Annotated in this window: 24 protein-coding genes and 2 pseudogenes; 10 read left to right on the forward strand and 16 right to left on the reverse strand. The window is 47.0% G+C overall.

Annotated elements, in window-relative coordinates; genetic code table 11:
- The first annotated feature begins 21 nt into the window (after positions 1-21).
- The 6 genes and pseudogenes from IQ234_RS21690 (at position 22) to IQ234_RS01835 (ending at position 6,954) form a co-directional block, all read left to right on the forward strand.
- Positions 22-241 (forward strand): annotated as a pseudogene (locus IQ234_RS21690) (hypothetical protein).
- 59 nt (positions 242-300) lie between these two features.
- Positions 301-1,773, forward strand: coding sequence for a leucyl aminopeptidase (locus IQ234_RS01815; RefSeq protein ID WP_193955804.1), 1,473 nt, complete (start codon positions 301-303; stop codon positions 1,771-1,773).
- Positions 1,774-1,943: 170 nt separating this feature from the next.
- Positions 1,944-3,128 (forward strand): tetratricopeptide repeat protein, encoded by a 1,185-nt coding sequence (locus tag IQ234_RS01820; protein WP_193955805.1) that lies wholly within the window; start codon positions 1,944-1,946, stop codon positions 3,126-3,128.
- Positions 3,129-3,205: 77 nt separating this feature from the next.
- Entirely contained in the window at positions 3,206-5,083 is a 1,878-nt protein-coding gene (gene ftsH4 / locus IQ234_RS01825; RefSeq protein ID WP_193955806.1) for an ATP-dependent zinc metalloprotease FtsH4, read from the forward strand.
- 311 nt (positions 5,084-5,394) lie between these two features.
- Positions 5,395-5,577, forward strand: coding sequence for a DUF4164 family protein (locus tag IQ234_RS01830; RefSeq protein ID WP_193955807.1), 183 nt, complete (start codon positions 5,395-5,397; stop codon positions 5,575-5,577).
- Between the two features lie 24 nt (positions 5,578-5,601).
- A complete protein-coding gene (locus IQ234_RS01835; protein ID WP_193955808.1) occupies positions 5,602-6,954 on the forward strand; it encodes a TIGR03279 family radical SAM protein in 1,353 nt (450 codons plus the stop codon).
- Positions 6,955-7,035: 81 nt separating this feature from the next.
- Here IQ234_RS01835 and IQ234_RS01840 read toward each other — a convergent pair whose 3' ends face one another.
- Complete coding sequence (locus IQ234_RS01840) at positions 7,036-7,830, reverse strand: MlaE family lipid ABC transporter permease subunit (RefSeq protein WP_193955809.1); 795 nt, start codon at positions 7,828-7,830, stop codon at positions 7,036-7,038.
- A gap of 219 nt (positions 7,831-8,049) precedes the next feature.
- On the opposite strand from IQ234_RS01840, the gene IQ234_RS01845 reads away from it, so the two are divergent.
- Positions 8,050-9,234 carry a class I SAM-dependent rRNA methyltransferase gene (locus IQ234_RS01845; RefSeq protein ID WP_193955810.1) on the forward strand — a complete coding sequence of 395 codons (1,185 nt, stop codon included), beginning with the start codon at positions 8,050-8,052 and terminating at the stop codon, positions 9,232-9,234.
- Here the strand turns inward: IQ234_RS01845 and IQ234_RS01850 are convergent.
- The 11 genes and pseudogenes from IQ234_RS01850 to IQ234_RS21695 all read right to left on the reverse strand — a co-directional run.
- Positions 9,201-9,611: a VOC family protein gene (locus IQ234_RS01850; RefSeq protein ID WP_193955811.1), complete on the reverse strand. Its 411-nt coding sequence runs from the start codon at positions 9,609-9,611 to the stop codon at positions 9,201-9,203. The genes IQ234_RS01845 and IQ234_RS01850 overlap by 34 nt on opposite strands.
- 81 nt (positions 9,612-9,692) lie before the next feature.
- Positions 9,693-12,005, reverse strand: a complete 2,313-nt coding sequence (gene hsdR / locus IQ234_RS01855) for an EcoAI/FtnUII family type I restriction enzme subunit R (RefSeq protein ID WP_193955812.1) — start codon at positions 12,003-12,005, stop codon at positions 9,693-9,695.
- 3 nt (positions 12,006-12,008) lie between these two features.
- A complete protein-coding gene (gene brnA, locus IQ234_RS01860; RefSeq protein WP_193955813.1) occupies positions 12,009-12,233 on the reverse strand; it encodes a type II toxin-antitoxin system BrnA family antitoxin in 225 nt (74 codons plus the stop codon).
- On the reverse strand, positions 12,214-12,486 hold the full coding sequence (locus tag IQ234_RS01865) for a BrnT family toxin (RefSeq protein WP_193955814.1): 273 nt from the start codon (positions 12,484-12,486) through the stop codon (positions 12,214-12,216). Before IQ234_RS01865 ends, brnA begins: the two co-directional genes overlap by 20 nt.
- A gap of 175 nt (positions 12,487-12,661) precedes the next feature.
- Positions 12,662-13,789, reverse strand: a complete 1,128-nt coding sequence (locus tag IQ234_RS01870; protein WP_193955815.1) for a restriction endonuclease subunit S — start codon at positions 13,787-13,789, stop codon at positions 12,662-12,664.
- A 203-nt stretch (positions 13,790-13,992) separates the two neighbouring features.
- A complete protein-coding gene (locus IQ234_RS01875) occupies positions 13,993-14,325 on the reverse strand; it encodes a GIY-YIG nuclease family protein (RefSeq protein ID WP_045359784.1) in 333 nt (110 codons plus the stop codon).
- Between the two features lie 649 nt (positions 14,326-14,974).
- Positions 14,975-16,441, reverse strand: coding sequence for a type I restriction-modification system subunit M (locus tag IQ234_RS01880; protein ID WP_193955816.1), 1,467 nt, complete (start codon positions 16,439-16,441; stop codon positions 14,975-14,977).
- A 120-nt stretch (positions 16,442-16,561) separates the two neighbouring features.
- Positions 16,562-17,977 (reverse strand): cation:proton antiporter, encoded by a 1,416-nt coding sequence (locus IQ234_RS01885; protein ID WP_193955817.1) that lies wholly within the window; start codon positions 17,975-17,977, stop codon positions 16,562-16,564.
- 126 nt (positions 17,978-18,103) lie between these two features.
- Positions 18,104-18,442: a P-II family nitrogen regulator gene (locus IQ234_RS01890; RefSeq protein ID WP_193955818.1), complete on the reverse strand. Its 339-nt coding sequence runs from the start codon at positions 18,440-18,442 to the stop codon at positions 18,104-18,106.
- An 84-nt stretch (positions 18,443-18,526) separates the two neighbouring features.
- The gene (locus tag IQ234_RS01895; protein ID WP_193955819.1) at positions 18,527-19,648 is read right to left on the reverse strand and encodes a sodium-dependent bicarbonate transport family permease; all 1,122 of its coding nucleotides are present in this window, start codon (positions 19,646-19,648) and stop codon (positions 18,527-18,529) included.
- Between the two features lie 204 nt (positions 19,649-19,852).
- Positions 19,853-19,963: pseudogene (locus IQ234_RS21695) on the reverse strand (sulfate permease); the annotation flags it as partial.
- 302 nt (positions 19,964-20,265) lie between these two features.
- Between IQ234_RS21695 and IQ234_RS01905 the strand changes: the two are divergent.
- On the forward strand, positions 20,266-21,198 hold the full coding sequence (locus tag IQ234_RS01905) for a LysR family transcriptional regulator (RefSeq protein WP_193955820.1): 933 nt from the start codon (positions 20,266-20,268) through the stop codon (positions 21,196-21,198).
- 117 nt (positions 21,199-21,315) lie between these two features.
- Here IQ234_RS01905 and IQ234_RS01910 read toward each other — a convergent pair whose 3' ends face one another.
- The 4 genes from IQ234_RS01910 to IQ234_RS01925 all read right to left on the reverse strand — a co-directional run bounded on the left by IQ234_RS01910 (position 21,316) and on the right by IQ234_RS01925 (position 22,948).
- Positions 21,316-21,933, reverse strand: a complete 618-nt coding sequence (locus tag IQ234_RS01910; protein ID WP_193955821.1) for a CP12 domain-containing protein — start codon at positions 21,931-21,933, stop codon at positions 21,316-21,318.
- A 51-nt stretch (positions 21,934-21,984) separates the two neighbouring features.
- On the reverse strand, positions 21,985-22,311 hold the full coding sequence (locus IQ234_RS01915; RefSeq protein ID WP_002751596.1) for a hypothetical protein: 327 nt from the start codon (positions 22,309-22,311) through the stop codon (positions 21,985-21,987).
- Positions 22,312-22,394: 83 nt separating this feature from the next.
- Positions 22,395-22,721, reverse strand: a complete 327-nt coding sequence (trxA, locus tag IQ234_RS01920; RefSeq protein WP_193955822.1) for a thioredoxin — start codon at positions 22,719-22,721, stop codon at positions 22,395-22,397.
- A 71-nt stretch (positions 22,722-22,792) separates the two neighbouring features.
- Positions 22,793-22,948, reverse strand: a complete 156-nt coding sequence (locus IQ234_RS01925; RefSeq protein ID WP_193955823.1) for a hypothetical protein — start codon at positions 22,946-22,948, stop codon at positions 22,793-22,795.
- Between the two features lie 433 nt (positions 22,949-23,381).
- Between IQ234_RS01925 and IQ234_RS01930 the strand changes: the two genes are divergently transcribed.
- Entirely contained in the window at positions 23,382-23,789 is a 408-nt protein-coding gene (locus tag IQ234_RS01930) for a recombinase family protein (RefSeq protein WP_193955824.1), read from the forward strand.
- Positions 23,790-24,027: 238 nt separating this feature from the next.
- A complete protein-coding gene (locus IQ234_RS01935; RefSeq protein WP_193955832.1) occupies positions 24,028-25,200 on the forward strand; it encodes a CBS domain-containing protein in 1,173 nt (390 codons plus the stop codon).
- The last annotated feature ends 14 nt before the right edge of the window (positions 25,201-25,214 follow it).

Consider the following 25,214-nt stretch of genomic DNA (forward strand, 5'->3'; position numbering starts at 1 on the left):
GCCGGCTCTTCGGTTTGTGTTATGCAATGGACGGGGGTTATAAGGAATGAAACCCTTATAGAGACAGACATTACCGCAATTTTTGTCAATTATTTTCGATCTAGAGCGAACTAATCAATTAAATCCCTTGCCAGATAAGGATTTAGTCGATTTATGCCCCCCTATCGAACCATACCAAGTCCCGAAGATACTGATTAACGAAGGCGGTCGGCAGGGGGCAGGAGGCCGTTTCTATAACTGATAGAGCTTACAGTATAGTGATTAATAGAAGCATTTTGCAAAGAATTATCGAGATAAAGAATGGATATTCGATCGACTGACACCTCGCTCCTTACTTGGACAGGAGATACTTTAGCCCTAGGTTTACCAGAAGGAACCATCGAGATTGCAGGAGAATTGGCAGAATTGAACGATAAACTGGGGGGAACCCTAGAGGAACTCATCTCCGAGACGGAATTCGAGGGAAAATTAGGCAGCAGTGCGGCGACTCGTCTAGGTGGGGGTCCGATTCGCAAATTAATCCTGGTGGGATTGGGAAAAACTACGGATTTCGACCTGCAAACCCTGCGTCTAGCCGCCGCTGCCATCGCTCGTCTGGCCAAACAACAAAAAAGCCAAGCTCTGGCCATCAGTTTACCGGTAGTTGGCAATCAGTCCGCCACTGCCGGAGCAATCGCAGAAGGGCTGCTGCTGGCCAATCATCAGGATACCCGCTTCAAGTCCACTAAAGAGGAAAAAGGAGCCAAATTAGAAACCGTCGAGTTATTGGGTTTAGGAGAGCAAACATCAGCGATCGCCAAAGCCGCGCAGATCTGTTCCGGGGTGATTCTGGCCAGAGAATTAGTCAATGCTCCCGCTAACACCGTCACCCCTCTGACCATGGCAGAAACCGCCGAGCAAATTGCCGCCGAATACGGATTAAGTCTCAAAATTCTGGAACAGGAAGAATGCGAAAGCTTGGGTATGGGAGCCTTCCTAGGAGTGGCCAAAGCCTCGGATATTCCCCCGAAATTCCTTCATTTAATCTATAAACCCCAAGGAACCCCGAAACGTAAACTAGCAATCGTCGGCAAAAGTTTAACCTTTGATTCCGGCGGTTTGAATATTAAAGGGGCCGGCAGTGGCATCGAAACCATGAAAATGGATATGGGAGGTGGTGCCGCCACCCTAGGCGCAGCCAAGGCGATCGCCCAATTACGGCCAGAAGTGGAAGTACACTTTATCTGTCCGGCTACGGAAAATATGATTAGTGGTCGCGCTATGCACCCCGGGGACATTTTAACCGCTTCTAACGGCAAAACTATTGAAGTCAATAACACCGATGCCGAGGGACGATTAACCTTGGCCGACGCCTTGGTTTTTGCGGAAAAATTAGAGGTGGATGCGATCGTGGATCTAGCCACTTTAACCGGGGCCTGTGTCGTCGCTTTAGGGGACGATATCGCCGGTTTATGGAGTAGCGATGAGAGTCTCGCTGCTCAACTCCAAGAGTCCGCTAAATTAGCCGGCGAAAAATTCTGGCCGATGCCTCTAGAAGAAAAATATTTCGAGGGTCTGAAGTCTCCAATTGCCGATATGAAAAACACCGGCCCGCGCCCCGGCGGTTCCATTACAGCCGCTTTATTTTTGAAGCAATTCATTAATAATACTCCCTGGCTCCACCTAGATATCGCAGGACCGGTCTGGTCCGATAAGGAAAATGGCGTTAATAATGCCGGAGCCACCGGTTTTCCCGTCCGCACTCTGGTTAATTGGGTGATGGCCAATAATTAAGTTATCGGTGATCGGTAAGCGGTGTTAAGTGAGGAGTATTTTCACTGATTACTGTTTACTGATCCCTGACAAATCTCCCCAAACCCTAACCCCTATTCCCCAATAACTGATAACTGCTAGACTAATTGGGTTACGCTTGCAAGATTAATAAAACCAGTGTCGAGATTAGAATGCAGGGACTTTTAAGAAAACTTTGGCGTGCGATCGAAAACTTTTTTACCCGACTTTTGGGGGGACAAGGGGGAAAGGGGAGAGTACAAGCGATCGAATCTGTTCCCCTAACCGATACAGACTACGAGTTTCTCTATATGCAGTTACTCGATGGAGTGGCCCACGGTTGGCACGAAGGCAGAATTCTGAGATTTTTTGAGAAATTGGGCGATCGAGGTCGGCAAAAAGATTGGGTAGAATGGTTAGAGCGTTTTGGAACCCGTCTGCAATCCTCCGCTTCCCTTAACCAAATTCTCGCCACCAGAATGATCCGTTTGGGAGAATTAGCTCGCGCTTTCCCCGGGATTGAACGTATTGGTGAAGCTTCCTACGAGATCGGTTATCAACTCTACAGCAAAGAAACTGCCACTTTAATCTGGGAATACGCCGGCGACGATGAGGCACCGGGTAGTTATTCCCTGCCGCAACCGCCAGAAAATCTCTTATATTCCGGTGAAACTAGCGATTTTAACGGTAATGACCCAGAAAATCCCCAATTAGAAACCCTCACCCTCGATGAATTATTTAACCGTCTGCAAAACGATCCTACCCTAGCGGGCCAAATCGCCGAACAATTGGGCATCGAAAATAAGGACGCAGAAAGCATTATTGATAGTCTCATCGCTCAATTTTCCTCCCAGGAAGGTAAAAACCCTGAAACTGCCGAAGATTGGTTTCATCAGGGCCTAGAACAGGCAAATTTAGGCAATTGGTCAAATGCGATCGCTGATTGGGAACAGGCCTTAAAGATCGATCCCCAATTAGCCTCGGCCTGGCATAATCGGGGTAGTGCCTTAGCCATGGTCGGTAACTACGAAGAAGCGTTAAATAGTTATGATCGCGCCCTAGAAATCACCCCCAACGATCACCAAATCATTAACGCTAGAGGCAGCGCCCTATACGGACTGCAACGTTGGCAAGAGGCTTTAGAATGTTGGCAACAGGTGCTAGAAGCGGACGATAATTTTTATCAAGCTTGGTACAATCGCGGCAGTACCCTAGAAAATTTAGGCGAAACCCAAGCAGCGATCGCCTGTTACCAAAAAGCTTTAGGGATTGCGCCGGATTTTGAGCTTGCCCAAACCCGTCTAGAGGCTTTACTAGGGCAAAAACCGCCCGAAGACGACGGTAATCCCCCCGCCTGATTCAATCTGAACTTGAGCAGTCAACAGCCTACAATGAGGAGAGGATAGAGACTAATTTTAATCAATCAGGCCCAGCAATGAGTATAAAAAGCAAACCTCCTTCACAATCTCGCCTGATCGGTAATGTTTTATTAGCCGTAGGCGGCTTATTTCTGATTGTTAACCTTCTTTTCCCGCAATTATTTGGCCCTAGCGTCCCCAAAGTTCCCTATAGTCTTTTTATCGACCAAGTGGAAGATGGTAACGTCGCTAGGGTATCCGTGGGACAGAATGAGATTCGTTATCAGCTTAAAAACGACCAAGAGGGCAACTACGGACGAATTTTCAGCACTACACCGATTTTTGACCTAGAATTGCCCAAACGTCTAGAAGCTAAGGGCGTAGAATTCGCCGCCGCACCACCGCCAAAAAATGGCTGGATTGGTAGTGTTCTCAGTTGGGTGATTCCTCCCCTGATTTTTGTTGGTATTTGGCAATTTTTCCTCGCTCGCAGCGGTGGCGGTGGTCCAGCCGGGGCTTTATCGATTACCAAAAGTCGCGCTAAAGTCTATGTGGAAGGAGACACCACCAAAACCACTTTTAAAGATGTGGCCGGTGTGGAAGAAGCGAAAACCGAATTGGCCGAAATCGTTGAATTTCTTAAATATCCCCAACGTTACATTCAAATCGGGGCGCGGATTCCCAAGGGTGTCCTCCTAGTCGGTCCGCCGGGGACAGGCAAAACCCTGCTGGCAAAAGCAGTCGCGGGAGAAGCGGGAGTTGCTTTCTTTAGTATCTCAGGTTCGGAATTCGTGGAACTCTTTGTCGGTGCGGGTGCAGCCCGAGTGCGGGATCTGTTTGAACAGGCCAAGAAAAAAGCCCCCTGTATTATTTTTATCGATGAATTAGACGCGATCGGTAAATCTCGCGCTAACGGTAATTTTATGGGGGGTAACGATGAACGGGAACAGACTTTAAACCAATTATTGACCGAAATGGACGGTTTTAACGCTGGTGATGCGACGGTAATCGTGCTGGCCGCTACTAATCGCCCAGAAACTCTTGATCCCGCCCTTTTACGTCCTGGCCGTTTTGATCGCCAAGTGTTAGTTGATCGTCCCGATCTGGCTGGACGCTTAAAAATCCTCGAAATCTACGCAGGTAAGGTAAAATTAGGCTCGGATGTGGATTTAAAACAGATTGCTACCCGTACCCCCGGTTTTGCTGGTGCTGACTTAGCTAATCTAGTCAATGAGGCCGCTTTATTGGCAGCCCGCAATCAACGCAGCACCGTCGCTCAAGAGGACTTTAATGAGGCAATCGAGCGGGTAGTGGCGGGTTTAGAGAAGAAAAGCCGGGTTCTCTCGGAAAAAGAGAAGAAAATCGTTGCTTATCACGAAGTTGGTCACGCTCTCGTCGGTGCAGTTATGCCGGGGGGTGGTAAAGTTGCTAAGATTTCGATCGTGCCTCGCGGCATGGCAGCCCTCGGTTATACCCTGCAAATGCCCACGGAAGACCGTTTCCTCATGGATGATACGGAATTACGCGACCAAATTGCTACTCTTTTAGGTGGTCGGGCCGCCGAGGAGATTATCTTTGGTAGTATTACTACTGGGGCTGCTAATGACCTGCAGCGGGCGACGGATTTGGCCGAACGCATGGTGACGACCTATGGTATGAGTAAGACTCTCGGTCCCCTAGCCTACGAAAAAGGTCAACAGAATAGTTTTCTGGGAGATGGTATGATGAATCCCCGGCGCTTGGTGAGCGATGATACGGCCAAAGCGATCGATAATGAAGTGAAAGAGATTGTCGAAAATGGTCATCAGCAGGCCCTGGATATTCTCGCTCAAAATCGCGATTTGCTCGAAGAAATTGCCCAAGAAATCCTCAGTAAAGAGGTGATTGAAGGGGAACAATTGCAAGCACTGCTCGATCGCGTTAAACCCCTCGATCGAGAACCTGTTACTGTTTAGATTGATTTGATTTTTACCTGACCCTATCTTGAAGAAAGATGGGGTTTTTTCCTGTTATAATCTGGTTATTAAAAATTGATTTGAGTAGAAAACGGGTTTCTTCGAGAAACCCGTTTTCTGTGCGTTACTCAACGGATTTAATCTTAACCCCTATTAGGGATTAATACTTTGTAGGGTTGATTCATGAATCAACCCTACAGCGTTCCAATTAATCTTAACCCCTATTAGAGATTGAAACTGGGAGGCAAAAATCAGCGATACTGATATTGAGATCACGATGGTGAATCCAGAAGAGATAAAGGAGACAGAAAATGGCTAACGAAACCGTCACTTATTCCCTAGAAGCTGTTCTGACAAGGATTGAGGGAAAAATCGACTCTCTGGAAAAACGGATCGATGAGAGATTTGATCAGGTAGATAAGAGATTTGATAGGATAGAAGAACGGTTGACAAAAGTGAGATGTAGCCAAAGACTCTCTGGGAAATGCAGTTAAATAATTGGATGGCGACCTAAAAATATGAGTGAATTAACTATTCGTCCAGCTAAAATTAGTGGTGTCATCCCAGATTCGATCGCCGCCGAGGTAGGTTTTGAAATCGGGGATGCGCTCGTCTCTATTAATGGTAATCGTCCCCGGGATTTAATCGATTATCAATTTTTATGTGCCGATGAATTTTTAACCCTAGAAGTGCTTGATAGTCAGGGCAAAACTCACCAAGTAAAAATCGAAAAAGATTATCATGAAGACTTAGGTTTAGAGTTTGAAACTGCCCTTTTTGATGGCTTAATTCAGTGTAATAATAAATGTCCTTTTTGCTTTATCGATCAACAACCAGAGGGCAAAAGAGAAACTTTATACTATAAAGATGATGACTATCGCTTAAGTTTTCTCTATGGCAGTTATTTAACCTTAACTAATCTCACCTCAAAAGAATGGCAGCGGATCGAAAAGATGCGAATCTCACCGCTTTTTGTGTCCGTTCATGCCACGGAACCCGATCTGAGAATTCGTCTCTTAAAAAATACCCGCGCTGGTCAAATTTTAGACCATTTAAAATGGCTACAAGCGAGACAATTACAAATTCATGCCCAAGTGGTAGTTTGTCCCAATATTAATGATGGAATTCATCTCGAAAGAACCCTGTTGGATCTGGTTTCTTTTCATCGGGGAGATATGCCCTGTGTGGAGTCGATTGCCGTAGTTCCCGTGGGATTAACCCGCTTTCGTCCCCAAGAAGATGAATTAATTCCCGTTAGTCAAGAAAAAGCGCGAGAAGTGATCGAACAAGTCCAAACTTTACAGAACAAATTTCGTCAAGAATTTGGCAGTAATGTGGTGTGGTTAGCCGATGAATGGTTTTTAATTGCCCGAGTCGATTTACCCCCTCAATCTCACTACGAAGACTATCCCCAAATCGGTAACGGAGTTGGCTCAATTCGTCAATTTATTAGGGATTTCCAGAAGAGGGCTAAGAAGTTATTACCTGCTCAAATTACTCCATCTAGACGATTGATATGGGTAGTGGGCAATGCGGTAGAACAAGCCTTTCAACCCCTAGTTAAACAGTTAAATAAGGTGCGGGGTTTAACCGTGGAATTAGTGGCTTTAAATAGTGATTATTGGGGACAGGAAATCACGGTTACGGGTTTATTAACTGGGCAAGATCTTCTCAAAGGATTACAAGGTAAAAATCTTGGGGATGGGGTTTTATTACCCTCCCTTATGCTCAAGCATGGGGAAGCGGTATTTTTAGATGATATCACCCTAGAAACTGTTATTAATCAGTTAGGAGTCCCTGTTTATCCAGTCCTGGGAGTGGAGGAATTAATTAAAACTTGTCTTACTCTCAATCCCTTAAACAAATCCTAATCTCCTCCAATCCCTTTACTGTTGCCTTTTGCCTCTTGCCTTTAGAAGCTGATAACTGATAACTGTTTACTGATAACTGTCTTAGCCTAGCTCCACATTACCAGTCCCTTGAAACATCAGCCAAGAGAGGAAAAAATTAGCCACAAAAATCGCTAATAAAGAAGTTACCACAGCCGTGGTAGTAGATTGACCAACTCCTTTAGCACCGCCGGTAGTGGTTAAACCCCAACTGCAACCGATAATGGCAATTAAAATCCCAAAAATTAGGGACTTTAACATAGAGCTAATTAAATCCCATGTTTCCAGAAAATTTTGGGCTGATTGTAAGAATAGGGAATAGGAAATACCGTAAAGACTATCAGAAATCAATAAACCCCCCAGTAGCCCTGTGACTAAAGAGATAATAGTGAGCAGGGGTAACATTAAACTACAGGCAATCACCCGGGGAATGACCAAATAATCGATCGGATCAGTTTTTAAAATATATAAAGCGTCAATTTGTTCTGTTACTCGCATTGTACCAATTTCGGCGGCAAAAGCCGAGCCAACTCTCCCCGCCACCACCACCGCGGTTAAAACCGGGGCTAATTCTCTTGTTAAAGCCAAGGAAAGGACTCCCCCAACAAAACTACCTGCCCCAAAAAAAATAAATTCTCTGGCTACCTGAATAGTGAAAACCATACCCACAAAAGCAGCAGTAATTAGGGCAATTGTCAAGGATTCTGGTCCAACAATACTCATTTGTTCCAGAGTATTACGCCGGTGGATTTTGCCATTAAGAATATGTAAAAAAGTTTGTCCCGCTAACAAACTGGCAGCCCCCAAACGTTGAAACCATAAACTTAAACCACTGGCAGCATCACTTTTTCTTGGCATTTGTCGAGGGACTATCGCTAAAATTTAACTTATTATAGGCGAGAATTCCCTCTGATACTAAATCCGTTGAGTAACGCACAGAAAACGGGTTTCTCCGAGAAACCCGTTTTCTACTCATGTGCCACTCGATCGAGGGATAAGAAACTATGGTTTTGTGCTGCTGGCAGGGGATAATAGAATTTCTAGTAGCCGTCAGCTATCAACCCTGATTCTTTATCCATGCCAGATTTACCGAAAATTATCCTGAGAAACCATAAAATTGATGCTGTTAAACGATTCCATCCTTGGATATTTTCCGGGGCGATTAAAGAGATGGAGGGAGAAGTCAAAGAGGGTGCTATCGTGGAGGTTTATAGCGATCGAGGCGAATATCTAGCCACTGGACTGTATAATCCTAGCAATATTGCCGTTAAAATTCTTTCTTTCCCAAAAGTCAGCGATATTGCTCAATTATTTCTCGAAAAATTCCAGAATGCCTATCAGCTGCGGCAACAAATCGGTTTAGTGGATAACCCGAAAACTAACTGTTATCGTTTAATTAACGCAGAAGGAGACGGTTTACCTAGTTTAATCGTCGATTGGTACAATGGCACGGCGGTTATTCAAGCTTATTCCCTAGCTTTATACCAACGTCTCGATCTGATTGTCGATTGCCTGAAAACTATCTACGCTGACAATTTACGGGCAGTTTACGATAAAAGTGCCGCAGTTTTGGCGAAAAGCGCCCATATCTCCGAAAATAAATACTTATTTGGTCAAAAAACCAGCGATGAGGTGTTAGAATCTGGCCATCGCTTTATTATTGATTGGGAAAAGGGACAAAAAACGGGATTTTTCCTCGATCAAAGGGAAAATAGAGCTTTATTATCTCAATATTCCCAGAATAAACGGGTTTTAAACACTTTTGCTTATTCTGGCGGCTTTTCCGTCTATGCTATGCAAGCGGGGGCTGCCCTAGTCCATTCCGTTGATAGTTCCCACGGTGCGATCGATCTTACCGAAAAAAATATCGCCCTGAATAATCTCAGCGAAATTCCCCATCAATCCTACAGCACCGATGTTTTTAACTTCCTGCGCGACTGTGAGGAGGATTACGATCTGATTGTTCTCGATCCCCCCGCTTTTGCCAAAAGTATCCAATCCCGTCATCAGGCGGTTATGGCTTATAAAAGATTAAATTACCAAGCTTTCCAGAAAATTCGCCCCCAAGGTATTATTTTCACCTTTTCCTGTTCCCAAGTGGTTAACGAAGAACATTTTCAGGGGGCTGTCATGGCTGCCGCTATTGAATCGGCTCGCCCAGTGCGAATTTTAGCACGTTTAAGCCAACCAGCCGACCATCCCACCAGTATCTATCACGCAGAAGGTTCCTACCTGAAAGGATTGGTTTTAGCGGTGGATTGATGGAAAATTAAACGATTACCATCGGGATCATAGATGTAGATTTCCCTTCCGTGGGAAGCTTGGCTAATTTCTCCCCTAGCACCATAGCCGATTTCGCTCCAATGCTCGATCGCTTTTTCGAGACTCTCCACCTCGAAACAAATGCTCATGCCACTGCCCCTAGAATCGCTAAATTCCTCTTTGTGGGACTCTTTAGGGCAAAAAAGACCTAATTTAAGGTTAATCAGCCTAAATTCCGCATAAACGGCGGCAAGGTAGGGGCTTGGTTCCTGTTGCAACAGTTGACGATAAAACTGCACCGAGCGATCGAAATTGCTCGTTCCTAGGGCAATAAAAGCCTCTGTGTAATTGAATGGACTATCGGGGGGGTTATTCATTGGAGTTGGCAAGCTTTTTCAGTGATCAGTAAACAGTAAACAATGGCTGGGGGAAGTTCAGTTATGGGGTTGGACGGGAGATTAGGCCACGTCTGACCGATAGAGATAAGCCTGAAAACCCATAAATACCCCACTAATTTCTTGAATGTCTCCCAATTGGGAGATCGCCTCGTTAATGGTGTGATATTTAATCTCGATCAGTTTTGGCAATTTCTCCCGGTCAAGCTCGCCAACGCCAGAGCGAATATACTGGTCGAGGATAAAGTCGAGAAACTCCCCTTGTTTTCGCGTGTATTTCGAGAAAATTAAATCTTTGTGCTTGATTACCCGTTCTTCTCGCGTCAGGGGTCTGGCTGCGTAGGCGATATAGGTCAGCACATCGTAAATATCACTATTTTCCGTGTTGGTAATACGGGCGATCGCCTGTAGCTGTTCGTCACCGTAGCCTTTTTCCGCGAGTCCAGTTAGCAGCGATTTCCGGGTGTCGGGTCGGCTCCAGAGAAGGCGTAATTCTGCTTCATCTTGAAAAAGATCGGGAATATCCCCGAAAAGCTGCTGGATAAACTCCTCGGCCGAGATCGGTTTTCCGTCAGCGTTCCAGAAAGTTGTTTTCTGGGTGTGTTCTAGTTCTCGTTCCTTGCCGTCGGCCAGTTTGATTTTAATTTTCTGGCCTATCGGCAGAGGATCCGGCTCGTTGAGCAGCTCTTCGATCGCGTCAGGTGGTTCGGGGCGCGGTCTCGGATCGATGAGGACGGGTTCTTGCGGTTCCCCGTCCCATTCGGGATCGTTAAAGTTTTCGTGGGCTTTAACAAAATCGTAGATAGTAAAATAGTCCTTATTATCGAAAAGGCGCGTCCCCCGCCCGATAATCTGTTTGAACTCGATCATCGATTTGACCGGACGCAGTAGGACGATATTTCTCAGGTTTCTAGCATCCACCCCGGTGGAGAGTTTGCGAGAGGTGGTGAGGATGGTGGGGAGCCTTTTCTCGTTATCTTGAAACTTTTTTAAGTGGGTTTCTCCCAAGCTGCCATCGTTGGCGGTAACGCGAGCGCAGTAGTTGGGATCGCTGCTGATAGCCATTTGATTGATCAGATCGCGAATGGCTAAAGCGTGGTCTTGATTGGCGCAGAAAACCAGGGTTTTCTCGTTTTGGTCGATCGCCTCCATAAAAATTTTTACCCGTTGGCGTTCCCGTTCCTCGATCTCGATAATCCGGTTAAAGTCGGATTCAGTATAAACCTTGTTTTCGTCGATATCGCCCTCGATCAGTTCATCGTCGGGGTCATATTGGTACTCGTCGAGGCTGGTGGTGAATTCAACCACCTTAAAGGGGGTTAGGTAGCCCTCGTTAATGCCTTCTTTCAGGGAATAGGTGTAGAGGGGTTCGCCGAAGTATTTGTAGGTGTCGCCGTTGAGATCCCGTTTCGGGGTGGCAGTTAATCCCAGTTGTACTGCCGGGGCGAAGTATTCGAGGATTTTTCGCCAAGTGCTTTCGTCGTTAGCCCCGCCCCGATGACATTCATCCACGATCACCAAGTCGAAAAAGTCGGGAGCGTATTCGAGGAAGTTAGGGGCCAGTTCCTCGCCGTTTTGGGTCATAAAAGTTTGAAAGATCGAAAAAAAGACACTGCCGTTTTTAGGGACTTTCTTTGTTTTCTGGATTTCCTTCGGTTCGATCCGAACGAGGGCATCTTCGGGAAAGGCGGTAAACTCGGTTAAGGCTTGATTAGCGAGAATATTGCGATCCGTGAGGAAGAGAATACAGGGCCGGTGGGTCGGTTCACCAGTGAGGTTCCAACTACTATAAAAGAGTTTCCATGCGATTTGAAGGGCGATCGCTGTTTTGCCGGTGCCGGTGGCCATGGTCAGGAGCATCCGTTTTTGACCAGCTGCGATCGCTTCTAGAACCGCTTGGATGGCATTGTGTTGGTAGTAGCGGGCCTCCCGCATCCCGCTTTTATTATCGGGGGGGACGGTGGCGAAACGGTCGCGCCAGTGGTTGGGATCGGGGTAGGTGGCGGCCCAGAGTTCTTCCGGGGTGGGGTAGCGATCGATATAGCCTTCTTTTCCGGCGCGGGTATCCACTTGATAGATGCGGAGGCCGTTGCTACAGAGGGCGAAGGGGGTTTGCAGGCGCTCGGCGTAGTCCTTGGCCTGCCCAAGTCCCTCCGTGGGGTGCGCGTCGCGTTTTTTGGCTTCCAGGGTGGCGAGTTTGTGACCGCGATAAACTAAGACATAATCGCAGATTTTCGATGAACTGCGCCGGCCGTAACCCACCAGACGACCGGGGGCAATTACCTCGCGACGAATTTTACTGTCGGGAATGACCCCCCATCCTGCAGCTTTGAGGGCGGGGTCAATCAGTTCTGCTTTGGTTTCGGCTTCGTTCATGGGCTAGGGGGCGGAGGCGATGTGTCGGGCTAGATAGTTTTCTAGGAATATTTGAGTGGAAACGCCCTCTTTCTGGGCTTCGGCTTCTAGTTTGCGAATGATCCAAAAGGGTAAATCGAGTTCGATTTTTTGCTTTTCCCGGTTGGGTCGTCGGGCGGTGGAGAAATCGAGAAATTCGCTCATGTCTTCCCCCGCATCAAATTTCGCGTCAAATTCTTCGGCTTTCATACCATGTAACCTCATTAGTACGGGAACGGCGAACAGAGATAATACGGATCATTTCACTACGATAGGTAATCACGGCCGTCCAATGCTTATCTTGAACTTGACCGATGATTAAATAGCGTGGCTCGGTCTCGCTTTTGCCGGTGATTTCCAGTAGATTGTCGTCTTCCCAGAGTTTTTGGGCTTCGATAAAGTCTATGCCGTGTTTTTGTTGGTTGGTTTGACTTTTGTTTTCGTCGTACTCGAAGCTAGGCATTTCTAGAAATCGGCGAGTTTTTTTAAGTCCGCAGTCAAGGCCTCGACCCTGCTTTTTCCCGATGGTTTCCCGTTGGTTCTGGCGGCTGGCCCCGCACCGGGTGGATTACGAGTGTTTGCGAGGGTATAGGTCGGCATCGATGAGCGTTCCCCCTATTCTGTCTATTTTAACCCATCTATTGGCTGAGTTGACCGGTGAAGGCTTTTTCTAGGATCGATTGTTTAAGTTCGGCGATCGCTTCTAGTTTGCGTTGGTAAATTTTCTCTAAATCTTGAAGACAATCTTTTATTTTATAAACCTTTTTTACTATAGTTTTTTGTTGCTCTGTGGCTTTAGGATAGGAAATAAAAACAGATTTTATGGTTGTATAAGAAATAACTGGTTGAGCTGTTTGATTTGCTGTTTTTCCTAAATCAGCTCTCTCTAATACGAAACTAAGAAAATCGAGGTCGAAGTCAACTAAAAATTCGGAAATATATAGAGCATTATCGGTCAACCAAATTTTTGCATTAATCGTTTTGATATTCCCGCATTTTGCTCCAACTCGTCCAATTAAAATATTTTTTCCTTCAAGATTAAATTGATCATGTTGCCCAGCCACTCCATTTCCACCGTAAACCTTAAACTCCCCAAAGTTATTCATTTTATTCTTAGGCAGAAAGTTTCCACTTTTGACCCTAAAGCATTCAGATATTTGTTTTGTTTCCCATCGACAATCTGTTAAAATTTTGTCTAAATAACTATCAAAAAGCTCCCGGGCATTAATTAAGTTTCTTCGGGTATTAGCTTCAGCTTGGGCTATACCCTCGAAAGCTTTGTCTAGTATCTCTACTATTCTTTTTTGTTCTTCGATCGGGGGGACGGGAATTATAAGATCAGATAGCTTTGAAGCGTTAAATCCTCCTTGCGCGCTTCCAACAATTCCTAAAGAAATATCGTTCCAATATGTTGGAGTTTGAAAATATTTTGCAATAAATTCTGGCAATATATCGCAATCTGTTAATCGTAGTCTTATTAGGTAAGAAGCCGCTACAGACTTGGGTGGTTTTTTAATTAAGTAACTTTTTCCTGTTGTAGCTCCTGTACGTGCAAAAACAATATCATTATCAATTAACTTATATTTCTCGTAGTCAATCTCGCTAATTGAGCAATATGGAACAGTTTTCCAATCAACGAAATTATCTTGAATATCTGTAATTCTCAAAAAAAGTGAGTCTGCTTTATTAAAAGATGCTTTTGCGGTATAACCGTAGTTAATTGTAGAAATATCACCTAATCTTTTTGCTTTCCATTTTGATTTCATAACGTCTCTCCAATACTTGTAAAAATCTCGGCACTTACTTTAATTTTTTTATTTTCTATCAATTTTCGTAATCGAAACTCGATGCTGGTTGAGCGAAAGTCGAATGCTGGTTGAGCGAAAGTCGAATGCTGGTTGAGCGAAAGCCGATGCTGGTTGAGCGAAAGTCGATGCTGGTTGAGCGAAAGTCGAAACCAGCATCCCCCTCAGTTCTCATCCCTTGTTAATCCTCCATCTACAGAGAAATTCCGATAATGTGACTCATTTTGACACTCAGCCAAAATATGAAGAGAATCCCAATCACTACGCATCAAAGCCATCTTTTTCGCCCGACTCCAACCCTGTACCTGCTTCTCGCGATAAAAAGCATTCGCCACATGATCATAGTATTCAGCATAAACCAACTTGACCGGTAATCGCTTTCTAGTATGATTTGCACCGAAACCATTTTGATGTTGCCATAAACGACGGGGCAAATTCTTCGTACTGCCCACATAAAAAGAACCATCACAACATTCAAGAATGTACATATAGGCCATAGATTTTATCTGAGATGAAAGGCTCAATTTGTTTGATTGAGGGGATATCGGGCTTCGGCTTCGCTCAGCCCTCAATTTGGGTTCGCTGGGCCCTCTATTTGGGTTCGCTGGGCCCTCTATTTGGCTTCGCTGGGCCCTCTATTTGGGTTCGCTGGGCCCTCTATTTGGCTTCGCTGGGCCCTCTATTTGGGTTCGCTGGGCCCTCTATTTGGGTTCGCTGGGCCCTCTATTTGGGTTCGCTGGGCCCTCTATTTGGGTTCGCTGGGCCCTCTATTTGGGTTCGCTGGGCCCTCTATTTGGCTTCGCTGGGCCCTCTATTTGGGTTCGCTGGGCCCTCTATTTGGGTTCGCTGGGCCCTCTATTTGGCTTCGCTGGGCCCTCTTTTAGCCCTCAATTTGGGTGGTTGAGCGAAGCCGAAACCACCCTTCCCGTCAGCCAGTAGAAGATCCCAATATATCGGAAATCGCCTCTAAAATCGACCCACTTTCCCTGTCCAATTCCGCAATCTATTTGGGTGATTGAGGAGATATCGGGCTTCGGCTTCGCTCAGCCCTCTATTTGGGTTCGCTCAGCCCTCTTTTAGCCCTCAATTTGGGTTCGCTCAGCCCTCAATTTGGGTGGTTGAGCGAAGCCAAAACCACCCTTCCCATCAACTAGGAGAAGATCCCAATAGATCAGAAATCGCCTCTAAAATCGACCCACTTTCCCGGTCCAATTCCGCAATCTCCGCTAAAATTTCCTCCGGCTCGCGTAAAGGATCGCCCTCCGGTGCGTTGGGATTTTTCACCGACAGATCGAAGGAACCCGGATCGACTTCTTCTAAGTCTAAAAACCAAGAGCGCTCCGATAGCTTAAAAGTCGATTGAAACTCGATGAACTCTTGCAAATCATCATCATTGAGTGCGTTTGTTTTTCCCAGACTTCGCCCCGGATCGAGTTGATAAAACCAGATTTTCTGCGTCGGCGAACCCTTGGTAAAAAATAAAACCACCGTCTTTACCCCCGCACCTAAAAACGTCTTAGCGGGACAATCCAAAACCGTATGGAGATTACAGGAGGAGGTTAACTCCCTCCGTAACTCTCTAGAGCCGTTGTCCGCATTCGACAGGAAGGTATTCTTAATAACGATCGCACCCCGTCCCCCAGTTTTCAAACTCTTGATGAAATGCTGGAGAAAAAGAAAGGCCGTCTCTCCGGTATTGATCGTGAAATTGCCGCGGATCTCCTTGCGTTCGCTGCCTCCGAAGGGGGGATTAGCTAAAACGATGTCATAACGATTCTTCTCTTGAATCGCTTGAATATCTTCGGCCAGGGTGTTGGTCTGAATAATATTGGGAGCCTCGATCCCGTGCAGGATCATATTCATCACCCCGATAATATAGGCTAAAGCCTTTTTCTCCTTGCCGAAAAAAGTCCTCGTCTGTAGCGTTTCTAGCTCTTTCGTACTCAGATCGGCCTTACTGTGGCGTAAATACTCGTAGGCCTCGCAGAGAAACCCCGCCGAACCGCAGGCCCCGTCGTAAATCGTCTCCCCTAATTGCGGTTTAATCACTTGAATCATCGCTCGGATCAGGGGCCGCGGGGTGTAGTACTCGCCCCCGTTTCGCCCTGCGTTGCCCATATTTTTAATCCGGGTTTCGTAGAGATCCGAAAGCTCGTGTTTCTGCTGTTGCGTGCGAAACTGAAGCCGGTCGATACTTTCGAGAACTTCCCGCAGGTTGTACCCGCTCTGAAACTTATTCCGCACCCCCGCAAAAATTTCCCCGATTTTAGCCCCGAATGTCCCCGGTTCTGCGTATTCCTTGAATCCCTGAAAGTAGGGAAATAGCTCGCTATTGACGAACTCGATCAGATCGTCCCCTACCTTAGCGGTTTTCAGCAGTTCACCCCTTGCGTCCTTGGGGTAGGCCCAATTCGACCAGCGATAGGGTTCGTCTAGTAACGGATCGTAGTCTTCTCCCGTCAATAATGCCCGATTCTGGCGATCAACCTCCAAATCGTCGAGATATTTCAAAAAGAGAATCCAGGAAATCTGTTCCGCGTAATCCAACTCCGTCGCGCACCCCGCCTCTTTTCGGAGAATATCATCGATATTCTTAAATGTCTGCTCGAACATAGGAAAAAGATTAGATACTCTCAAATCTTACCTCGATCGCTCCCTGATCCTTAGCATAGATTTGTAAAAAGGCTGAAAATGCTTCAGCCTCGTCTAAAAAATCAGATTTTACTATCAAAATTAAGGAATAGGATTGGCCCGCTCCTTGCTTTGCAGGGTTTCGGGAACAGCTTCCGTCTTACCAAAAGCGATTCGGAGGAAGGGAGGAGCAAGGAAAGTCGTCAAGATTACCATAATAATAATCGACACCTCCAAAGGCTTATCCAAAATTCCGCTGGCCGAACCAATCCCAGCAAAAACTAAACCCACCTCACCCCGGGGAATCATACCCACACCGATGGCGAGGCGATTGATGCCGGATATGCCAAAAACTGCCCAGCCCGTCACCAGTTTACCGATAATCGCCACAACCATCAAAAAGACAGCGATCAAAAGTCCGGCCCGATTCTCCGGTACCGTTGGGTTTAAAACACCGAGATCGGCACGCGCTCCCACCGTCACAAAGAAAATTGGTACAAGCAAATCGGCGATCGGTTTAATTAACTCATCTAACTCGTTGCGGGTATCAGTTTCATCAAGCACCAAACCCGCAGCAAAGGCCCCTAAAATCGCTTCCAGATGAATAGCATTGCCTAAAAATGCCATAAAGAAAGCGAAGACAAATGCGGGAATAACAATATTTCCCCGCGTTTTCAGCCGCTCCACGACTGCCACAAAAGTTTTGTTAAAAATACCTCCCAACAAAATTGATCCGATCAAAAAGGCCGTAGCGCTGACAATCAGATAAATAACATTGGTCACATCAATCTCACCGGTTTTGGCTAAACTAGCGACCACAGCCAGAACAATAATACCGAGGACATCATCGATCACCGCCGCACCGACAATAATTTGCCCTTCTTTGGATTTGAGTTGACCTAACTCGGACAACACCTTCGAGGTAATACCGATACTGGTTGCCGTCAAGGCTGCCCCCGCAAAAATCGCCGGGATAGCCGCCACATGAAAGACGAGCATTAACCCGGCTGTACCTGCCGCAAAAGGTGCCGCAACCCCCACACAGGCCACAACCGTGGCTTGAATTCCCACTTCCTTGAGTTGTCGCAGATCGGATTCTAGGCCAATTTCAAACAGCAGAATAATCACACCGATTTCAGCTAGAACCGAAATCACTTCACTTTGGGACTCAAAGATCCGGTCCACGGCAGCCGGGGCCAATTGATTCAATCCTTGCAGTACCGTCATAATCAGCGAGTCAGAGGCCGATAGTCCCCCTTCGGGAAAGATGACCAGATGCAGTGCCGAAACGCCGACGATCACACCGGCGACCAGTTCTCCTAGTACGGGAGGAAAATCCAATCGTCTGGCGGCCTCTGCGCCGAGCTTGCTGGCCAGATAAATCACCACCAGTGTCAGCAATACACCGGAGAGAATAATCGGTGAATCCTCGGCCACAACGGTGGCGAGCAAGGGGATCGGAGTCATGGGGGCCGCTATCTCCCCAATTAAAGGAGGCAGAATATGGGACAAAATCATGAGTTTAAAGGGATGAGGGTTAAAGGTTTTAGGTGGTCATAAAACTGGGGGATAGGAAAAAGGGCTACCGCTCAAGGACAGTCATGCTGAGGATGCGGTAGCCCGGATCAAGACAAGCTTAGTTGTCTAGATATCACAGCCCTCTGGTCCACAGAAACTCTGTCCGTACAGAACCTCCGCGTCACAGAGATAGATCATGCCCGCAAAATTGAGGAAAAACTGATCGGCAACCTGCTTGGCAATATTCTGGGCCATAATTCGATCGGGGGTAAGTATCTCGAACTTGACATTACTGTCGGTTTCGGAAACGTGGGGTTGTCCCGACGAGCGCACATTGCGACTGCCTTTACCGCCAGTATCCATCACCGTGTAACCACTCGCCCCGGCTTCTTCGATGATCTTGGCGATTTTTTTCAGTAAAATCTTTTCTGTGACGATGACGAGCTTTTTGGCTGGTTTGGCCATGTTGATTATCTCCTTAAATGTGTACATTTATTTGCTTGGTAGGCCCCGTCAAGGAAACGCCCACAGACCAGAATCCTTCTGGGATTAGCCGCCGCTGAGGGCCTGGGCGAGACCAAGGAAGAACGGGATACACAAGCCGATCGCTACGGGTGTACCGATGGCCGTGGACGCGCCTATATAGGCGGAGGGATTAGCCGAGGGGATACCGGCCCGCAACGTGGGCGGCCCAGAGATATCGGAACTAGAGGAAGCGATGACGGCCAGAACCACGACACCGCCCCAACTGAACCCGGTGGCGTAGTGGGCAATCATGCCGAAACCGAAGGCGATTAACCCATGCACAAAGGGTGCTAGGACGCTATAGACCACATACCACTGGGCCACCTTACGCAGTTCACCAACCCTTGACCAAGCCTCCATCCCCATGACCAGCATCAAGATGGAAAGCAAGCCGCGAAAAAGGGGATCGTAGAAGCTTTTATAGACAGTTTCCGGCTCGGTGAATATGCCCAAAGCCAGACCTAATAACATGGCCGATAGGGCCGGTCCGCGCAGGCTTTCCTCAATGATCGGCCAGATCTTGACCCGATTATCCGTAGGCTGCTGTAGGCTGAGATACTCCTGCCGACTGCTGGGATAATCCTGCTGATCGGAATAATTCCCGGCCGCCACCGGCTGCTTGCTAAAAGACTCCTGGTCGTAGGCTGCTTCTTTCTGCTTCTTCTTGTTAAGATAAATGTTAGCCACCACGATCGCCGTTACCAGCGCCGGGATATCCATGAAGGGATAGAGTGCGCCAGCCCAGGCCTCGTAGGGGATCTTTTGTTCTTCGAGTACCGTCAGACCGGCGGCCATAGTCGAGCCACTCACGGCTCCAAATAACCCCCCAGTCGCGATCGCATCGACGACTTTCACTTTGGGCAGATTGGCCAAGGTATAGCGGGCGATGAAGACCACCAGAATCCCTACTATGACCGCAAAGATCATGGGTAACACCATTTCCGTTAGGTTGGAATTGCGGATGGCAATCCCGCCCGTCAGACCGATTTTGGTCAGCAGCATGAAAACAATGATCGTACAAATCGACTCGGGAATGACCAATTCACTTCCGAGAGCAGCAATAATCATCCCACCAATCAAAAAGGCCAGTGTTGGGGACTGCAACTGCTTAACAAAGTCCATTACAAACAATGACAAAAAATCCACGAATACCTCCTTAGGCCTCCCCTGATGAGGAGTATTAATACAAATGAGCTAAATAAACTTTCAAAAGCTGAAAAAGAGTAAGAGTAAGGCTCTTTACCCCTCAAGCAAACCTGTTGCGGGCAGAACTTTGGATAGCGTCAAGTCCGGGGGCAAGCCTAATTCAGGATTTTTGGCGGTTAAACTAGCCATGATCGCCCTTGTCTGGGAAGTTACCCCGAAAGCGAGAGCTAGAGGGAGAGAAACGATGGCAGCTGTGAGACCACCGAAGATATCGCCCCGCAAATTGTCAAAACGAATACGGTTGGTTATTTGCATGAGAATCCAACTGAGCAAAGGATTTTTGGCCATAACAAAGCTGGCGGTTGAGAGACCAGCCTTGATAGACAAAAGTTTATGGTTTTTAAAGATCGATTGTTATAAATCTATACTAGAACGGATATCTTGACAAGCAAATTTTATAAATTGAGTTTAAATCGATATATCTTTACAAAAGTATTGATTTAAACCTATGATGTAAGCGGGGTGGGGAGGTTTTCACTCGTTCCCCTCCATTCCTGCTTCTGTTTAGCAAAGCTCCTCAAGGCAGTAACAGAAGTGTAGCTCTCTAGAGGCCCCTCTTGATTCACGCCACTTTACATCAACTGATTGTCTTTGAAGCAACCGCTCGTCATGGCAGTTTCACCAGGGCTGCTGAAGAACTATCGATCACTCAACCCACCGTTTCCACCCAGATGAAACAACTGACTAAATCAGTGGGTTTACCCTTATTTGAACAGATAGGCAAACGTTTGTATTTAACCGAGGCCGGACGCAGTTTATTAGTAACCTGTCAGGCAGTCCTCAAGGATCTTGATAACTTTGAGATGGCGATCGCTGATATCAGGGGCATTAAACAGGGTAAACTGCGTTTAGCGGCGGTATCCACAGCCCAATATTTAATCCCTCAGATCCTAGGTCCTTTTTGTCAACAGTACCAAGGGGTGGATGTGTCCCTAGAATTGACCAATCACCAAGACCTAGAAACAAGGATGATCAATAATGTTGATGACCTATATATTTTAAGCGAACCCCCCCAAGAGCTAAACCTGGAGATTCGACCGTTTCTGGAAAATCCCCTCGTGGTTATTGCTCGCAAAGATCATCCCCTAGCGGGACAGAAAAAAATTCCAATTAAACGACTGCAAGGGGAACCTTTTATTATGCGGGAAATGGGATCGGGAATTAGACGGGCAGTGCAGCAAATTTTTCTCGACCATGGCATCACCGTATCTCTGCGTTTGGAAATCGGCAATAATGAAGCCATTAAACAAGCGATCGCTGGTGGTTTAGGAATTTCAGTTCTGTCTCAGCACGTCTTAAATTTAGATCCTCCCAATGGGGAATTTACCATCCTTGACGTGGAAGACTTTCCCATCCAACGCCATTGGTATGTGGTTTATCCCAAGGATAAAAAACTATCGGTGATCGCCAAGACTTTTCTGGATTATCTCCTCTCAGGGGATGTACGGGTGTATGCACCCACAGACCTGCGATCAAATCGAATTCGTTAAGCGCAAGCGATTGATCTATCTTCCATCCGAAAAGGTGGAGATCAAGAATTTGATCGCCTGGGGAAACCGATCAGCGAAATCCTCAAGGCGATCGATTTTCCTAAAACCCGCAAGGATTTAATCGTCATAAATGCGGCACTCTAAGGCATCGGGATTGGCTTCGCAGTAAGCCTGAAATGAGTTACTCCCCTGTTTTTTGGCCCGTTGATGGGAGGCTTCGGCCTGGAGTTCCTCTACCACATCCCAGGCCGCAGCGCAATCTGGAGAGGTCTCACCCTTGGCTGCACAAATTTCCCGCGCGTCTTCCCGGGCTGCTTCAATTTCATCTTCAATGAACAACCGCTTGGGCTTTTCAACAAAATCGCTCTTGAAGAGAATATCACTGACAGAAATAATACCCAGCAAAGTTTTACCCTGAATCACGGGGGCGCGGCGAATGCGGGTTTGAGCAAATAACCGGGCTACATATTCCACCCCCAGTTCGGGATTGACGACCACACAGGGCTTGGCCATAATTTCATAGACCCGCATAGTTTTAGGATCGTGGCCAAAGGCCGCCACTTTGTAAACGATGTCGGTTTCGGTGACAATTCCATAGGGGTCCTGTTCATGGCGCGGTTCGACAATCAAACCCCGCAGTTTTTTTTCTTTCATCAATTTCACGGCATCGGCAACCGTTGCCGAACCACGAATGGTGACAACGTTTTGGGTCATAATTTCTTGAGCTTGTAGCATATATGGTTTGGTTTTTTTTAATGAAAGAACTGGTATAAATGCAAAAGTTGACTAGGGTTGCCCCGATAGCAATTTCCTGGACTCTTGTGGGCTGAGTGCCACTTTGAACACAGATGACAAAGACCAATGGGCGATCGCTGGTTGGGGCTGGGGCGGCATGGCCGCAGCTGTGTTCCCCTGAATGCCTGGTGCATAGGCCTCCAGCACAGCGCCGTTTTGCCAACACATGGCAATGAAATAATCACACACTGGGCATTCCGTCTGAGCAACCTGTCGGGCCGGACACTTATATCCTGCGGGTAGGCGATCGCTCAAGAGCCGTTGAGCTACGCTGCCACAGTTAGGACACCGAATTTCTATAAGCTTGTTCATCGCCATACCTCAAAATTAAATAGTGGTGTGAGAAGGAAAGGGTCAACGTCGGAGGTTTGCCCAGAGTGTTTGTTAACGGTGGAAGACTATCACCGTAATTGTCGTTCTACGGCTTCCGTAAATTCTTCATAGGGTTTAACCCCAACTAATGTTTCTATCAATTCCCCCTGTTTAAATACCATGACAGCCGGAATACTTCTAATCCCAAAGCGTTTGGCCACGGGTTTGTTATTGTCTAGGTCAAGTTTGAAGACTTTGGCGCGATCGCGATAGTCATCGGCCAATCGATCGATCAACGGTGCCACCAGTTTGCAAGGTCCACACCAGGTTGCTGTGCAATCTACCACCAACAGTGATTCACTCTTTAACAGGGAATCAAATTCAGTTTCATCTTGAATAAATGTAGCCGTACCCATGTTTATATCTCCAAATTGATGCTGTGTAACTTAGGACAAATTCTCTGCTTGCTGCGTTTTAGAATATAAATTCAGCTTTGAACCGCTCCTCCTCTAAAAATGCTTGGCTTTTGACCCTTTAACTTTGTCCGCCTCCCGGGGGTATCGTCTATAGTTTGGTTATCCCAGACATCGATGGTGACATCTAGTCCCTGCTCATGCAGGGGTTTTACTGTGTAAGTCGTCATCGGAAATTTTGGGTCTGAAACCCCGCCGTTCTAGGTTGGCTTTACGTTAGAATTAAAAGGCCAGTCTCGAAAACCAAGTGGACGGCGCAGCACCTTGAAAACTCGGCTTAGGGGGTTCCGACCAGAAAAGCTTGGCTGGGTAAAAAGTCGCGCGCAACAAGTACAAGAAGCTATAGGCGGTCAACGTACCGTGGGACACACGGAATCGGGCTTCTGAAATGGGGCGAAAGTCTGTGGACTCTGTGTAAGACAGTACATGGTTTTTTAACTGTGGTATGCGACGGTGGTGGAAGCAGAAACTTAAATCGTGAGGTTTAGGAATCGCCGCACTTTTAGGGCGGCGAGGATGTCAACGGCTGCCCCCAATCAAAACAAATTTGCGACGTTAAGTTGCGATAATATGGTTTTGCAAGTTGTTGCATTTAGATAACCTATGACAGCGACCCCTTCCAACGATTTATCTGCCTGGGAGCGGCTAGAACAAGGCAGACAAGCAAAAGCAAGCAACGGTGGTTATGCGGGCTACGGCTCCCCTGCCTTTGGACAACGATCGATCGATGGAGAATTAGTGGATGATCCGGAAGAGTGCCTGGTCATTGAACTGATTCGCCGTCATCACAAATCAGGGAAATCCTTGCAGAAGATCGCCGATTGGCTTAATGAACAGGGCTACACCACCAAACGCGGTCTACTATGGCAGCGTATTTCCGTAAAGCGAGTGCTAGATCGACTTTATGGAAAGGTGTCCAGAATTTCCGGAGTAACCCTTCAGGCCGACCAGAACCCGGAAGTACTCACCCCAGCGTCTGGTGATGCCGCCCCTGAAACCATTAGAGGCTGAATAACCTCTAAATAAAAAGTTTCAGGCTTTAACCTGTTACATCCCTCTATGATACACCGAAGTGGGTCTAAAATCTTTACGAGTTTAATAAAAATTGTAACAAAACGTTACATCTTTTAGGAAAAAGTTAAATGACGCTACACTTTGAGATAGTTTTAGAACTGGTTTTGGCAACTCTGAGAGTCTGGGTTCTTTGCCCAGTGGCTGTTCTGTCTATCTTGTCCTTTGCGATCGCAGGATGGTGCTGATGTCCCTCGATACACCTCTGAGTTGGGCCCCCGATCTGGAAAAGGCGATCAATCGCCAACCCTTGACGGTGCCGCCAACCACTTCCCTGGCAGATGCGATCGCCATGATCGGCCAGGCCCATAGTCGTCTGTGTTTACTCACCGATGACCTATCCCCTCTAGCTGCTCCGGCCGGAGAGGTGCGTGTTAGCTGTCTGCTGGTGGTGCAAGGGCAAGAGCTATTAGGAATTTTGACAGAACGGGATGTGGTGCGACTGACCGCTCAAGGAATTAACCTGACTGAGACAACCGTTGCCGATGTGATGGTGCATCCCCTGATCACGTTACCCCAGCAATCTGCTCAAGACATTTTTGCTGCCCTATTTTTGTTTCGGCGCTACCGCATTCGCCATTTGCCGATTGTGGATGACCAAGGACAGTTAGTCGGGGTGATTTCCCATGAAAGTATTCGCCAGATTTTGCGTCCGGCCAATCTATTGCGGTTTCGTCGCGTATCGGATGTGATGACCACTCAAGTGGTACAGGCCCCACTCACTGCCACAGTCTTGCAATTGGCCCAGTTAATGGCGGAACATCGTGTCAGTTGTGTGGTGATCACCCAGAGAAATTCCGAAGACAATGACTACCCTGTTGGTATTGTGACAGAGCGAGATCTTGTTCAGTTTCAAGCAGTTCAAATCGATCTGCACAAAACTAAGGCCCAGACGGTGATGAGTACGCCCTTATTTCTCCTCAACCCGGAGGATTCCCTGTGGACGGCCCATCAGGAAATGCAAAAACGGCGGGTGGGGCGTTTGGTGGTTTCTTGGAACTGGGGTCGGGGGTTGGGTATTGTTACACAAACCAGTCTGTTAAGGGTTTTTGACCCGATGGAAATGTATGGGGTGATTGAAAATTTACAACAAACAATTCAACAGCTAGAGTCCGAGCGATCGCCCGCCCTTCCTTCCCCACCAGCGGACTTATTACCCCAACCAACTTGTGACCGATCAGAAAAAGAGATTGCTGGCGATCGCGAATTATTACTAGCCTTGCTGGACAATGCCTACAAAGACGTAAAGTATATGTTGGCTAACTTAGATATTGTCGTCGAGCAGCGGCGATCTTTGCTTCAATCTGTTCTCGATAAGCTTGAGTACCTCGGTCGTGAAATTAGCTCTTAGTAAGCTGTTCGGAT

Source organism: Microcystis aeruginosa LEGE 91341, from assembly GCF_015206885.1.
Lineage (GTDB): Bacteria > Cyanobacteriota > Cyanobacteriia > Cyanobacteriales > Microcystaceae > Microcystis > Microcystis aeruginosa_H.